The following is a 14,013-nucleotide window of genomic DNA, read 5'->3' as shown; positions in this document are numbered from 1 at the left end:
GCCTTTTTTTGTGTCGGGATTTACTGAAATTGCCTGTAGCGCACGCAGCCACGCCAGCCTTGCCTGGCTGCGTGCGCGGGTGAGTCAGGCGTCCAGTGACTGTTGCAGGTCATCGAGCAGGTCTTCAACCGCCTCGATACCCACCGATAGGCGGATCATCTCCGGGCGTACCCCGGCCTTGGCTTGCTCGTCTTCGTTCATCTGCCGGTGGGTGGTGGACGCCGGATGGCAGGCCAGGGATTTGGCATCGCCGATATTCACCAGGCGCTTGAAGATTTGCAGCGCATCGTAGAAACGCACACCGGCCGCATAGCCGCCCTTGAGGCCGAAGGACAGGATCGCCGAGGGTTTGCCCTGCATGTACTTTTGCGCCAGGTGATGGTGCGGGTGATCCGGCAGGCCGGCGTAGCTGACCCATTCCACCTGCTCGTGGGCTTGCAGGAACTGCGCGACTTTCAGCGCGTTCTCGGTATGGCGCTCCATGCGCAGGGCCAGGGTTTCCAGGCCTTGCAGCAGCAGGAAGGCGTTCATTGGCGCCAAGGCTGCGCCGGTGTTGCGCAGCGGTACGGTGCGGGCACGGGCGATAAAGGCCGCCGGGCCGAATTTTTCGCTGTACACAACACCGTGGTAGGCCGGCTCCGGCTGGTTGAGGCCGGGGAATTTGTGCGGGTAGTCGGTCCAGGGGAAGGTGCCGCTGTCGACGATCACTCCGCCCAGGGAGTTGCCGTGGCCGCCGACATACTTGGTCAGGGAATGCACGACGATATCCGCGCCAAACTGGATCGGCTTGCACAGGATCGGCGTGGCGACGGTGTTATCCACCATCAGCGGTACGCCACGGGCATGGGCGACGTCGGCCAGGGCCTGCAGGTCGACGATATTGCCGGCCGGGTTGCCGATGCTTTCGCAGTACACCAGCTTGGTGTTGTCGTCGATCAGCTCGGCGATGGCCTCGGCCGAGTCATCACGGGCGAAGCGCACGTCCACGCCGAAGCTCGGCAGCAGGTGGGCGAATAGGGTGTAGGTGCCGCCGTACAACTGCGGGGTGGAGACGATATTGTCGCCGGCGCGGGTCAGGGCCTGGATGGCATAGTGGATCGCCGCGCTGCCCGCCGACACGGCCAGGGCCGCGATCCCGCCTTCCAGCGCCGCCATGCGCTGCTCCAGCACATCGTTGGTGGGGTTCATGATCCGTGTGTAGATGTTGCCGGGCACGTCGAGGTTGAACAGGTCGGCGCCGTGCTGGGCGTTATCGAACTCGAACGCGACGTTCTGGTAGATCGGCACGGCGACGGCCTTGGTGGTCGGGTCCGACTTGAAGCCGTGATGCAATGCGATTGTGGCGTCTTTCATGGTGGATACTGACCTCCCTGGATTGCATGGGCAGCCCCGGATAAGGTAGGAGCTGGCTTGCCTGCGATGGCATCAGCGCAGAGTACGGGTAATACCGCGTCGCCTGCATCGCGGGCAAGCCCGCTCGCACATAACTCGCTAGAACGTTTTCGCTGCTGTTCCTACATTTGCGACCTAAGCACCGCCCAGCATGCAGCCCTGCACCTTTGCCCGCGTAAAAGGTAAACTTCGCCCCCTGCGCAGGAGCAACCATGAATTATCGTCACGCCTTTCACGCCGGCAACCATGCCGATGTCTTCAAACACCTGACCTTGACCCGCCTCATCGCCCTGATGTCGCGCAAGGAGCAGCCGTTTGCCTATCTCGACACCCACGCCGGGATTGGTCTGTACGACCTGCAAGGCGACCAGGCCAACCGCACCGGTGAATACCTGGAAGGCATCGCCCGCCTGTGGGGCGAGGCGGACCTGCCGGCGCTGACCGCCGACTACATGCGGGTGCTGCACGAGATGAACCCGGATGGCCAATTGCACTATTACCCGGGTTCGCCAGAGCTGGCGCGGCGCCTGACCCGGCCCCAGGACCGGGTACTGCTCAACGAAAAACACCCCGAAGACGGTGTGTTGCTCAAGGACAACATGAAGGGCGATCGGCGTGTGAAGGTCCATCTGGGCGAAGGTTGGCACGTGCCACGGGCCTTGCTGCCGGTGCCGGAAAAGCGCGCGTTGATGCTGATCGACCCACCCTTCGAGCAACTCGACGAGATGCAGCGCTGCGCCGCCTCCCTCAAGGAAGCCGTGGGTCGCATGCGCCAGACGGTCGCCGCGATCTGGTACCCGGTGAAGGATCAGCGCATGTTGCGCCGCTTCTACCAGGACCTGGCGGGCACCGGCGCGCCGAAGCTGCTGCGTGTGGAATTGCTGGTGCATCCGCTGGACACGCCCAACACCCTGACCGGCTCGGGCCTGGCGATTGCCAACCCGCCGTGGGGGCTGGAGGAGGAACTGCGTGAGCTGCTGCCGTGGCTGTCAAAGAAACTGGGGCAGACCCAGGGTGGCTGGCAGATGGATTGGTTGATCGCCGAATAACGGCATCGCTCTTTAGATTGCTATCGCGGGCAAGCCCGCTCCCACATGGTTATGCGATCCCATGTGGGAGCGGGCTTGCCCGCGATGCTTTTGAGGTCAGATCGGGCAGGTCACGCCAGTACCGCCGATCCCGCAGTAACCCTGCGGGTTCTTCGCCAGGTACTGCTGGTGGTAGGCCTCGGCGAAGTACACTGTTGGCGCCTGGTCGATTTGCGTGGTGATCTCGCCCAGGCCAGCCTTGGTCAGTTCTTCCTGATAAGCCTGTGCACTGGCCTGCGCCGCGTCCAGTTGCTCAGGCGTGGTGGCATAGATCACCGAGCGATACTGGCTGCCGATATCATTGCCCTGGCGCATGCCCTGGGTCGGGTTGTGCAGTTCCCAGAACATCTTCAACAGGTCTTCGTACTTGAGCTTGGCCTGGTCATACACCACCAGCACCACTTCGCTATGGCCGGTCAGGCCCGAGCAGACTTCTTCATAGGTCGGGTTTGGCGTGAAGCCGCCGGCGTAGCCGACCACCGTGCTGACCACGCCGTCGCGCTGCCAGAACTTGCGCTCGGCGCCCCAGAAACAACCGAGGCCAAAGATCGCAAAGCCCACATCGTCCATAAACGGGCCCAGCAGCGGGTTACCGTTGACGAAGTGCGTCTCGGGCAGGTTCATCGGGGTTTCACGGCCAGGCAAGGCTTGTTCGGCAGTAGGCAGCACGTTTTTATTCACCAGGATTTCCGAGCGCAAGACCATGATCAGTCCTCTCGTCAGGTTGAGTTAACAGTTCAGACCACCAGTGTGCCCGAGTGTTACAGCGCTGTCAGGCGATTGGCCCGCGCGGATAGCGTTTGAGCTTCTCTAGCAACTCGGAGCCGGGAATTGGCCGGTCGAACAGGTAGCCCTGGCCGACGTCGCACCGATGGCGGCGCAGGAACGCCAGTTGTTCGGCGGTCTCGATGCCTTCGGCGACCACCTTGAGCTTGAGGTTGTGCGCCATGGCGATCACTGCTGAGGTGATTTCCATGTCGTCCTGGTTGTCCGGGATCTCATGGATAAAGCTGCGGTCGATCTTGATGATGTCGATGGGGAATTTCTTCAGGTAACTGAGGGACGAGTAACCGGTGCCGAAATCATCCATGGCCAGGGTCAGGCCAAAGCTCTTCAACTGGTCCAGTTGCAGGCGCGTGTCTTCGGTGGCTTCCAGCAGCAGGCCCTCGGTCAGCTCCAGCTCCAGCAGGTTGGCCGGCAGCTGTTCTTCCTTGAGGATGCTGGCGATGGAGGCCACCAGGTCCGGGTCGGAAAACTGCTTGGGCGACAGGTTGATCGCCACCTGCAGGTTGCCCAGGCCGGCGGCGCTCAACTGCTTGCTCATGCGGCAGGCCTGGCGCGCGATCCATTTGCCGATGGGGATGATCAGGCCGGTCTCTTCGGCGACGCTGATGAACTGGTCCGGGCGGATCATGCCCTTTTCCGGGTGGTTCCAGCGCAGCAGCGCCTCCATACCCAGCAGGCGCCCGCTGCGCAGGCACAGCTTGGGCTGATAGAACACGTCCAGCTCGTTCTGGGTCAGGGCGCGGCGCAGGTTGTTTTCGACGAACAGTTTGTAACTGGCCTCGGCATTCAGGGCCTCGGTAAACACCTGTACCTGGTGCTTGCCGTTGGCCTTGGCCTTGTGCAGCGCCAGGCCGGCGTTGCGCATCAGGGTCTGCGGGTCGCGGCCATGCAGCGGCGCGCAGGCCAGGCCCACGGAGCCGGTGACGCTGATCAACTGGTTGTCGACGAACATCGGTTTGTCGAGGGTCATCAGCAACTGGCAGGCCATTTGCTGGCCGGCCTCAAGGTCGGCGTTGTCGAGCAGCACCGCAAATTCGTTACTGGCAAAGCGTGCCAGGCTGCCACCGGCATTGAGGCTGTTGCGCAGGCGTCGGGCCAGGCTGATCAGCAGCTTGTCGCCGGTCTGGTGGCCGAGGCTGTCGTTGATCCGCTTGAAGTTGTCGATATCCACCAGCAGCAGGCTGATGGGCGCGTCGCTGTCGCGGGCGAAGCGTTCGTCGAGGTTGCGGATAAACGCCGGGCGGTTACCCAGGTTGGTCAGGTTGTCGGTGTAGGCCAGGCGCTCGATACGCTGCTGGGCCAGCTTGGTCTGGGTGATGTCTTCGTAGATGCCGATGTAGTGGGTCAGTTCGCGGTTGTCGCCATACACCTTGGAGATCGACAGCTGGCCCCAGTACGGTTCGAGGTTTTTGCGCCGGCTCTTGAACTCGCCCTGCCAACTGTTGCTCTTGGCAAGGCTGGAGGGTGCGTCGAACAGCAGTTCGCTGAGGTTTTCCAGGGCCGGCAACTGGGCCAGGCGATGGCCGTGGACTTCCTCGGTGCTGTACTGGGTGATCGCGGTGAAACTGGGGTTGACGTACTCCACCACGCCGTCGCAATTGACCAGCAGGAAGGCATTGGCACTTTGCTCCACGGCGCGCTGGAACAGGTGCAGGGCGCTGGTGGCGGTGCGCCGGTTATGGTTGTTGATGACCTGGGCGAACTGGTCGGCCAATTCGCCGGCAAAGGCGATTTCATCGGACAACCAGTCCCGGGTGCCAGCGCTTTGTTCCAGGCACAGTACGCCCACCACCTGGCCATCGACGCGGATACTGGCGTCGAGCATGGCGTGGATGTCCATGGGCCGCAGGCTTTCGACCATGTCCCGGGTGCGCGGGTCGCGCATCGCATTGCCGGCATCGATGGCGCGGCTGCTCTGCAGGGCTTCGAGGTAGTCCGGGAAGCCACTGGCATCAATCGGCGCCGGCATATGGTGTTGCTGGTCGGCGCGATGAAACGCAGAGATCGGCACCAACTGCTGGCCTTCGAGGTTCCAGATGCTGGCGCAGTCGATCTGGTAGATGTCACAGGCACTGCGGGTGATCAGTTCGGCGGCTTCTTGCAGGGAGTTGTTGGTGCTGTAGCGCTGGCGGGCCAGCAGCAGGATCAGTTCCTGCTGGGCGCGCACCCGCTCCAGGTGCTGCAACTGCTCCTGTTGGGCGCGCTGGTTGAGCTCCAGGGCGATCTGCAGGCGGCTGTTCTGGTCTTCCAGGTCGGCGGCGGGCAGCGGCGCCAGGTTGCTGAATAAACCGTCCACCACCATCAGGTAGCCGCGCAGCAGGTGGCGATTGTGTTGCTTGTAGGCCTCGCCGACCTCCAGCAGGCTCAGCGGGCCGTCGTTGGTGTGCAGGGTGTAGCGCACCAGGTAATGGGGGCTGGTGGTCAGTTGCTGCTGGATCGTGTCGTGCAACTGATAGCGCGCCTGGGGTTCCATCAGGCTGGCGTAGGGCGAGCCGATCAGCGAGCACAGCTCTACTGCGGGCAAGCCGAATTGGCGTTCACAATTGGGGTCGAGGTATAGCAGCGCCCAGCTAGCCTCATTCAGCCGCTCGAAACGCAGCATACCGAGGCGCGAAGGCACCGGTAATTGCGTCACGACCTCGGCCGCCGTTCGGGCGACATCGGGTTGGCTTTTCATGGGGGAACTCGCTTGGAAAAATGCGCATCGCGCCGGGCTATCGCCCTCTTTGCTGCTGTCTGCGGCAAGGTTGCATCATGCAGCGCGGACTGACAAGAGAGGATGAAGGCTAAGTGCTATAAGTGGGTTATCGGCCGCAGGGCGGTTTTCTACAGTCGGCCTGATAGATGGTCTGTCGATTCCCTGTAGGAGCCGGCTCCTGCAAACCACAGGCAAAAAAAGCCCCGCCAAATTGGCGGGGTTGAGGTACGAGCGTGGCGCTCGGAAATCGTTGCAACCAGCCTCCCCGGTGAAGGGGAGGCTGCTGCGGCTTACAGCAGGATGGTGCGGATGTCGTTGAGCAACTGGCTCAGGCGCTGGGTGAAGCGTGCAGCGGCCGCGCCATTGATCACACGGTGATCGTAGGACAGCGACAGTGGCAGCATCAGCTTCGGCTGGAAGGCCTTGCCGTCCCACACAGGCTGGATGGTGGCCTTGGAAACACCAAGGATCGCCACTTCCGGCGCGTTGACGATTGGCGTGAAGCCAGTACCGCCAATGTGCCCGAGGCTGGAGATGGTGAAGCAGGCGCCTTGCATGTCGTCCGGAGTCAGCTTCTTGTCGCGGGCCTTGGCAGCCAGTGCAGCCGCTTCGCCAGCCAGTTGCAGCAGGCTCTTCTGGTCGACGTTCTTGATGACCGGTACCAGCAGGCCATCCGGGGTGTCGACCGCGAAGCCGATGTGCACGTATTTCTTACGAATGATCGCCTTGCCGCTTGGTGCCAGCGAACTGTTGAAGTCCGGCAGTTCCTTGAGCAGGTGCGCGCAGGCCTTGAGCAGCAGTGGCAGCACGGTCAGTTTCACGCCGGCCTTTTCGGCCACGGCTTTCTGCGCAACGCGGAAAGCTTCCAGGTCGGTAATGTCGGCCTGGTCGAACTGGGTCACGTGCGGAATGTTCAGCCAGCTGGCGTGCAGACCGGCTGCGCCGATTTGCATCAGGCGCGTCATCGGCACTTCTTCGATTTCGCCGAAGCGGCTGAAGTCTACGGTGCGGATCGGCGGAATGCCCGAGCCACCGGTAGCAGCGCCGGCAGCCGGAGCTTCCTTGGCCTTCTGCATCATGGATTTGACGTAGACCTGCACGTCTTCCTTGAGCACACGACCGTGTGGGCCGGTAGGGCTGACAGCGCTCAGTTCGACGCCGAACTCACGGGCCAGTTGACGCACGGCAGGGCCGGCGTGAGCCTTGGCACCACTTGGCGCTGGGGCAGCCGCCGGGGCCGGTGCGGCCTCGGCTTTTGCCGCAGGAGCCGGGGCGGCGGCAGCCGGTGCAGCTTCAGCCTTGGCAGCAGGAGCAGCGGCCGGCGCCGGGGCAGCAGCAGGCGCAGCGCCTTGTACTTTCAGCTTGAGGATGAAGTCGCCAGTGCCGACTTCGTCTTCGAGCTTGACCGCGATGCTTTCCACGACGCCGGCAGCCGGCGATGGGATTTCCATGGAGGCCTTGTCGGACTCCAGGGTGATCAGCGACTGGTCGGCTTCGACAGTGTCGCCGACCTTGACCAGCAGCTCGATGATCTTGGCCTTGCCCGACGAACCGATGTCCGGGACGTGAATGTCCTGGACAGTCGCCGCCGCCGGTGCAGCGGCCGGGGCCGCAGGGGCCTCGGCAGCCGCCGCTGGCTTTTCAGCCTGCACCGGTGCAGCAGCGGCAGCAGGCGCCGCCGCCGGGGCCGCATCAGCGGCACCTTCGATTTCCAGCTCCAGCAGTTCGTCGCCTTCTTTCAGGCGGTCGCCCAGCTTCACTTTCAGGCTCTTGACCACGCCAGCCTTGGGAGCAGGGATTTCCATGCTCGCCTTGTCCGACTCCAGGGTCAGGATGCTCTGGTCGGCTTCGACGGTGTCGCCGACCTTTACAAACAGCTCGATTACTTCACCTTCACCGCTGCCGATGTCAGGTACGCGAATGAGTTCGCTCACAAAAAATCTCCTCAGCAGTCCAGTGGGTTGCGTTTTTCCGGGTTGATCCCGAACTTGACGATAGCGTCTGCTACCACCTTGGGTTCGATTTCACCACGGTCAGCCAAGGCTTCCAGGGCTGCCAACACCACGAAGTGACGGTCGACCTCGAAGAAGTGACGCAGCTTCTTGCGGCTGTCACTGCGGCCGAAACCGTCGGTGCCCAGGACTTTGAATTCCTTGGACGGGACCCACTGGCGAATTTGTTCAGCAAACAGTTTCATGTAGTCGGTAGAGGCGATGACTGGACCTTTACGGCCGGTCAGGCACTCTTCGACGTAGCTGCGCGCAGGCTTCTGGCCTGGGTGCAGGCGGTTGCTGCGTTCCACGGCCAGGCCGTCGCGACGCAGTTCGTTGAAGCTGGTAACGCTCCATACGTCAGCACCGACGTTGAACTCTTCACGCAGGATCTTCGCCGCTTCACGCACTTCGCGCAGGATGGTGCCGGAGCCCATCAGCTGGACGTGGTGTGCCGCTTCCTTGGTGTCTTCTTCGAGCAGGTACATGCCCTTGATGATGCCTTCTTCAACACCGGCCGGCATGGCTGGTTGCTGGTAGGACTCGTTCATCACGGTGATGTAGTAGAAAACGTCCTGCTGCTCTTCGGTCATCTTCTTCATGCCGTCCTGGATGATCACCGCCAGCTCGTAGCCGTAGGTTGGATCAAAGGTGCGGCAGTTCGGGATGGTGGCAGCCAGGATGTGGCTGTGACCGTCTTCGTGTTGCAGGCCTTCGCCGTTCAGCGTGGTCCGCCCGGCAGTACCGCCGATCAGGAAACCACGGGTACGGCTGTCGCCTGCTGCCCAGGCCAGGTCGCCAATACGCTGGAAGCCGAACATCGAGTAGAAGATGTAGAACGGCAGCATCGGCTGGTTGTGGCTGGAGTACGAAGTACCGGCAGCGATGAAGGAGCTCATTGCGCCCGCTTCGTTGATGCCTTCTTCGAGGATCTGGCCCTTCTTGTCTTCCTTGTAGAACATCACCTGGTCTTTATCGACTGGCTCGTAGAGCTGGCCGACGGAGGAGTAGATGCCCAACTGGCGGAACATGCCTTCCATACCGAAGGTACGGGCTTCGTCCGGGATGATCGGGACGATGCGCGGGCCGATTTCCTTGTCCTTGACCAGCTGCGCGAGGATCCGCACGAAGGCCATGGTGGTGGAGATCTCACGGTCGCCCGAGCCGTCCAGGATAGCCTTGAGGGTATCGAGTGGTGGCGTCGGTACGCTGAAGCTCTGGGCGCGGCGCTGTGGCACGAAACCGCCCAGTGCAGTGCGACGCTCGCTGAGGTAGCGGGCTTCGGCGCTGTTTGGCTCGGGCTTGAAGAACGGCAGGTTCTCCAGCTCTTCGTCCTTGACCGGGATGTCGAAGCGGTCGCGGAACAACTTCAGGCTGTCGACGTCGACTTTCTTGGTGTTGTGCGCAGTGTTCTTCGCTTCGCCGGCACCGGTGCCATAACCCTTGATGGTCTTGGCCAGGATGACGGTCGGTTGTTCTTTGTGGTTGACCGCTTCGTGGTATGCCGCGTAGACCTTGTACGGGTCGTGGCCGCCACGGTTGAGTTTCCAGATCTCGTCGTCGGACAGGTCGGCAACCATCGCCTTGAGTTCAGGCGTGTTGAAGAAGTGTTCACGTACGAACGCGCCGTCTTTGGCCTTGTAGTTCTGGTACTCGCCGTCGATGACTTCGTCCATGCGGCGTTGCAGGATGCCGTCGACGTCCTTGGCCAGCAGTGGGTCCCAGAAACGGCCCCAGATGACTTTGGTCACGTTCCATTGGGCACCGCGGAACACGCCTTCGAGTTCCTGGATGATCTTGCCGTTGCCGCGAACCGGGCCGTCGAGGCGCTGCAGGTTGCAGTTGATGACGAAGATCAGGTTGTCCAGCTTCTCGCGGCCGGCCAGGGAGATGGCGCCCAGGGATTCCGGCTCGTCGCACTCGCCGTCGCCCAGGAAGCACCAGACTTTCTGCTTGCCTTCGGGGATGAAGCCACGGGCTTCCAGGTACTTCATGAAGCGTGCCTGGTAGATCGCCTGGATCGGGCCCAGGCCCATGGATACAGTCGGGAACTGCCAGAAGTCAGGCATCAGCCAAGGGTGCGGGTACGACGACAGGCCGCCACCGTCGACTTCCTGGCGGAAGTTGTTCATCTGGTCTTCGGTGATGCGACCTTCCATGAACGCACGGGCGTAGACGCCTGGCGAGGTGTGGCCCTGGAAGTAGATCAGGTCGCCGCCGTGTTCTTCGGTCGGGGCCTGGAAGAAGTAGTTGAAGCCGATGTCATACAGGGTTGCGCTGGAAGCGAAGCTGGAGATGTGACCGCCCAGGTCAGAATCTTTCAAGTTCGTGCGCATAACCATCGCCATCGCGTTCCAGCGTACCAGCGAGCGAATGCGGCGTTCCATGAACAGGTCGCCAGGCATGCGTGCTTCGTGGGTAACGGGGATGGTGTTGCGGTATGGCGTGGTGATGGCGTAGGGCAGTTGCGAGCCGCTGCGGGTCGCGAGTTCGCCCATACGGGTCATCAGGTAATGCGCACGGTCTTCGCCTTCTTTGTCGAGAACCGATTCCAGGGCGTCCAGCCATTCCTGGGTTTCGACGGGATCGAGGTCTTGCATGGCTTGCTCCAGGGCGGAAAGGCTACCAGAATCGGTTGCCTGAAGTTTGCGACTGGCCTTGTGGGCAGACGACATAAATTCTTGGATGGCCGAAGGTTGCTTCGGCGTCCTGTAGTTTTACTACAAATCGTCGGCCATTTCAGCCTTTCGAATGTATATACGAGTAGTAAAACTACACAAGACTGAGCGTATGGCTCGGTCTGGCTGGTGAGCATAATCGTTATTGTTGATCTTTTGCGAACAAGAAAAGGTAGAAGTTTAATGTTGCCTGCCAAAATTAAAGAATTTTCAGCTATTTCTAACCTTTGTTCGACAGTCCTTCATCGAGCGTGGTTCTTGCGTTCACAGCTACAAGTCATTTACGCGCCGATCAAGGATAGACCATGAGCCTTCCAATGCTGGTTGAACTCCCAGCCATTCTGTTGCCATTTGCCAGCCGGGCCGAGCAGTCATTTCGTGACGCGGTGGCCATGCTGGATGCCGATCATGGCCTGTCCGCGTGGACGCCGCAACGTTGGGCCGACTTCGCCCGGGTGTGCGCCGCCAGTGACTTTGTGATTGAACAGAGTGTTCGTGACCCTTTGATGTTGCTTGAGCTGGTGGCCTGGGGCGAGCTGGATCGGGGCTTTGCGCCCGATGAGCTGTGTGGGCAGATTGCCGCAGCCGTGCAACAGGCGCAAACAGAAGACGAACTGGGTCGCGTGCTGCGCCGCCAGCGCACCCGCCAGCAAGTGCGCATCATCTGGCGCGACCTGACCCGACAGGCGGACCTGGTGCAGACCTGCCGCGACCTGTCGGACATGGCCGACGCCAGCATCGACCAGGCTTACCAGTGGCTGTACCAGCGCCACTGCGCGCAATTCGGCACGCCCACCGGCGGGCGTAGCGGCGAGCCGCAGCAGATGGTCATCCTCGGCATGGGCAAGCTGGGCGCGGTGGAGTTGAACCTGTCGTCGGACATCGACTTGATCTTTGCCTACCCCGAGGGCGGCGAGACCGTGGGGGCCAAGCGTGCCCTGGACAACCAGGAATTCTTCATCCGCCTGGGCCAGAAATTGATCAAGGCCCTGGACCCGATGACCGTCGACGGCTTTGTGTTCCGGGTCGACATGCGCCTGCGGCCCTACGGTTCCGCCGGGGCGCTGGTGCTGAGTTTCAATGCCTTGGAGCAGTACTACCAGGATCAGGGCCGCGACTGGGAACGCTACGCGATGATCAAGGCGCGGGTGGTGGCCGGCGACCAGGTGGCCGGCGCGCAATTGCTCGACCTGTTGCGCCCGTTCGTCTATCGACGCTACCTGGACTTTTCTGCGATCGAAGCGCTGCGCACCATGAAGCAGTTGATCCAGCAGGAAGTGCGGCGCAAGGGCATGGCCGACAACATCAAGCTGGGCGCGGGCGGCATCCGTGAGGTGGAATTTATCGCCCAGGCGTTCCAGCTGATTCACGGCGGCCGCGACCTGAGCCTGCAACAGCGGCCTTTGCTGAAGGTGCTGGGCACCCTGGAAGGCCAGGGCTACCTGCCGCCGGCGGTGATTGCCGAGTTGCGCAGCGGCTATGAGTTCCTGCGCTACACCGAACATGCGATCCAGGCCATCGCCGACCGCCAGACCCAGATGTTGCCCCACAGTGATGAAGACCAGGCGCGGATCGCGTTCATGCTGGGCTTTGCCGACTGGACCGCGTTCCACGGGCAGTTGATGTACTGGCGTGGCCGGGTGGATTGGCATTTCCGCCAGGTGATCGCTGATCCGGACGAAGAGGAGGGGGTGGAAAGCGAATTGGTGGTCGGCGGCGAGTGGCTGCCCTTGTGGGAAGAATCCCAAAATGAGGAGGCCGCCTGTCGCCAATTGGCCGAAGGCGGCTTTGCCGATGCGCCCAAGGCCCTGAAAGCCCTGGCCAGCCTGCGCGGCAGCCCGCAACTGCGGGCGATGCAGCGCCTGGGACGTGAGCGCCTGGATGCGTTTATCCCGCGCCTGCTGGCCCAGGCCGTCGAACACGCCAACCCGGACCTGGTGCTGGAGCGCGTACTGCCGCTGGTAGAAGCTGTCGCGCGGCGTTCTGCGTATCTGGTGCTGTTGACGGAAAACCCTGACGCCCTGCGTCGGCTGTTGACCCTGTGCGCCGCCAGCCCGTGGATTGCCGAGCAGATCACCCGCTTCCCGCTGCTGCTGGACGAATTGCTCAACGAAGGCCGCCTGTTCAAGCCGCCCTTGGCGCCGGAACTGGCCGCCGAACTGCGCGAGCGCCTCACGCGCATCCCCGAAGATGACCTTGAGCAGCAGATGGAAGCCCTGCGCCACTTCAAGTTGGCGCACCGCCTGCGGGTCGCCGCTTCGGAAATCGCCGGCAGCCTGCCGCTGATGAAGGTCAGCGATTACCTGACCTGGCTCGCCGAGGCCATTCTGGAGCAGGTGCTGGCCCTGGCCTGGCGCCAGACCGTGGCGCGCCACGGCACGCCGCAACGCCTGGACGGCACCCTGTGCGACCCCGGATTTATCATCGTCGGCTATGGCAAGGTCGGCGGGATCGAGCTGGGGCATGGCTCGGACCTGGACCTGGTGTTTATCCACGATGGTGACCCGCAGGCCGAAACCGACGGCGCCAAGCCGATCGATGGCGCGCAGTTCTTTACTCGCCTGGGCCAGCGCATCATTCACCTGCTGACCACCCAGACCAACTCCGGGCAATTGTACGAAGTGGACATGCGCCTGCGACCTTCTGGCGCATCCGGGCTGCTGGTCAGCTCCCTGGGGGCTTTTGCCCGTTATCAGGAAAACGAGGCCTGGACCTGGGAACATCAAGCCCTGGTGCGGGCGCGGGTGCTGGTCGGCAGCCAGGACGTGGGCCGCGCGTTTGAAGACGTGCGCGCGCAGGTATTGGGCCGCACGCAGGACCTGGCGAAGCTGCGCCAGGAGGTCAGCGAGATGCGTGCCAAGATGCGCGATAACCTGGGCACCAAGTCGACCGGGGCCGGCACGGCGGCGAACGCCTTCGAGCCCACGGCGCTGTTCGATCTCAAGCAGGACGCCGGAGGTATCGTCGATATTGAATTTATGGTGCAATACGCCGCTTTGGCGTGGTCTGCGCAGCATCCATCGTTACTGCGCTACACCGACAATATCCGCATCCTGGAAGGCCTGGAGCAGGTCGGGCTGATGCCCGCCGCCGATGCCCACCTGTTGCGTGAGGTGTATAAGGCCTACCGCTCGGCGGCTCATCGCCAGGCCTTGCAGAACGAGGCGGGGGTGGTTGCCGGGGATCAGTTTGCTGACGAACGGCGCCAGGTGAAACGGATCTGGCAAGAACTGGGGTTAAGCTAAAACACTACAGCGACCCCAATTGAATGTGGAGACCGGCTTTATGTGGGAGCGGGCTTGCCCGCGATGCAGGCGCTGCGGTCTGGCTGACAGCACGCGGTGATGCTATCGCGGGCAAGCACGCTCCCCCACACACCG

The 14,013-nt window shown here is 62.3% G+C and carries 7 protein-coding genes; 2 read left to right on the top strand and 5 right to left on the bottom strand.

Features of this window, described 5'->3' with window-relative positions:
- Nucleotides 1–84 precede the first annotated feature (84 nt).
- Nucleotides 85–1,353 carry an aminotransferase class V-fold PLP-dependent enzyme gene (locus HBO19_RS19475; protein WP_170058112.1) on the bottom strand — a complete coding sequence of 423 codons (1,269 nt, stop codon included), beginning with the start codon at nt 1,351–1,353 and terminating at the stop codon, nt 85–87.
- 251 nt (nt 1,354–1,604) lie between these two features.
- On the opposite strand from HBO19_RS19475, the gene rlmJ reads away from it, so the two are divergent.
- Nucleotides 1,605–2,441 carry a 23S rRNA (adenine(2030)-N(6))-methyltransferase RlmJ gene (gene rlmJ, locus HBO19_RS19470; RefSeq protein ID WP_170058111.1) on the top strand — a complete coding sequence of 279 codons (837 nt, stop codon included), beginning with the start codon at nt 1,605–1,607 and terminating at the stop codon, nt 2,439–2,441.
- A 96-nt stretch (nt 2,442–2,537) separates the two neighbouring features.
- On the opposite strand, the gene msrA is transcribed toward rlmJ, so the two are convergent.
- The 4 genes from msrA to aceE form a co-directional block, all read right to left on the bottom strand.
- Nucleotides 2,538–3,185, bottom strand: coding sequence for a peptide-methionine (S)-S-oxide reductase MsrA (msrA, locus tag HBO19_RS19465; protein ID WP_169952312.1), 648 nt, complete (start codon nt 3,183–3,185; stop codon nt 2,538–2,540).
- A 67-nt stretch (nt 3,186–3,252) separates the two neighbouring features.
- Nucleotides 3,253–5,943, bottom strand: a complete 2,691-nt coding sequence (locus HBO19_RS19460) for a GGDEF and EAL domain-containing protein (RefSeq protein WP_170058110.1) — start codon at nt 5,941–5,943, stop codon at nt 3,253–3,255.
- A 311-nt stretch (nt 5,944–6,254) separates the two neighbouring features.
- Nucleotides 6,255–7,898: a dihydrolipoyllysine-residue acetyltransferase gene (aceF, locus tag HBO19_RS19455; RefSeq protein ID WP_170058109.1), complete on the bottom strand. Its 1,644-nt coding sequence runs from the start codon at nt 7,896–7,898 to the stop codon at nt 6,255–6,257.
- An 11-nt stretch (nt 7,899–7,909) separates the two neighbouring features.
- Entirely contained in the window at nt 7,910–10,555 is a 2,646-nt protein-coding gene (gene aceE, locus HBO19_RS19450) for a pyruvate dehydrogenase (acetyl-transferring), homodimeric type (protein WP_169952306.1), read from the bottom strand.
- Nucleotides 10,556–10,938: 383 nt separating this feature from the next.
- Here aceE and glnE point away from each other — a divergent pair, with 383 nt between their 5' ends.
- Nucleotides 10,939–13,878, top strand: a complete 2,940-nt coding sequence (gene glnE, locus HBO19_RS19445) for a bifunctional [glutamate--ammonia ligase]-adenylyl-L-tyrosine phosphorylase/[glutamate--ammonia-ligase] adenylyltransferase (RefSeq protein WP_170058108.1) — start codon at nt 10,939–10,941, stop codon at nt 13,876–13,878.
- Nucleotides 13,879–14,013 lie beyond the last annotated feature (135 nt).

The organism is Pseudomonas sp. WS 5021 (genome assembly GCF_012985535.1).
Taxonomy (GTDB): Bacteria; Pseudomonadota; Gammaproteobacteria; order Pseudomonadales; family Pseudomonadaceae; genus Aquipseudomonas.
Note: the sequence above shows the minus strand (reverse complement) of the source record. Positions and strands in the feature narration are given on the sequence as shown.

What these genes read in the sequence shown, in the direction of transcription:
- HBO19_RS19475 (WP_170058112.1), bottom strand. Translation starts at nt 1,353, where the DNA reads ATGAAAGACGCCACAATCGCATTGCATCACGGCTTCAAGTCGGACCCG.
- rlmJ (WP_170058111.1), top strand. Translation starts at nt 1,605, where the DNA reads ATGAATTATCGTCACGCCTTTCACGCCGGCAACCATGCCGATGTCTTC.
- msrA (WP_169952312.1), bottom strand. Translation starts at nt 3,185, where the DNA reads ATGGTCTTGCGCTCGGAAATCCTGGTGAATAAAAACGTGCTGCCTACT.
- HBO19_RS19460 (WP_170058110.1), bottom strand. Translation starts at nt 5,943, where the DNA reads ATGAAAAGCCAACCCGATGTCGCCCGAACGGCGGCCGAGGTCGTGACG.
- aceE (WP_169952306.1), bottom strand. Translation starts at nt 10,555, where the DNA reads ATGCAAGACCTCGATCCCGTCGAAACCCAGGAATGGCTGGACGCCCTG.
- glnE (WP_170058108.1), top strand. Translation starts at nt 10,939, where the DNA reads ATGAGCCTTCCAATGCTGGTTGAACTCCCAGCCATTCTGTTGCCATTT.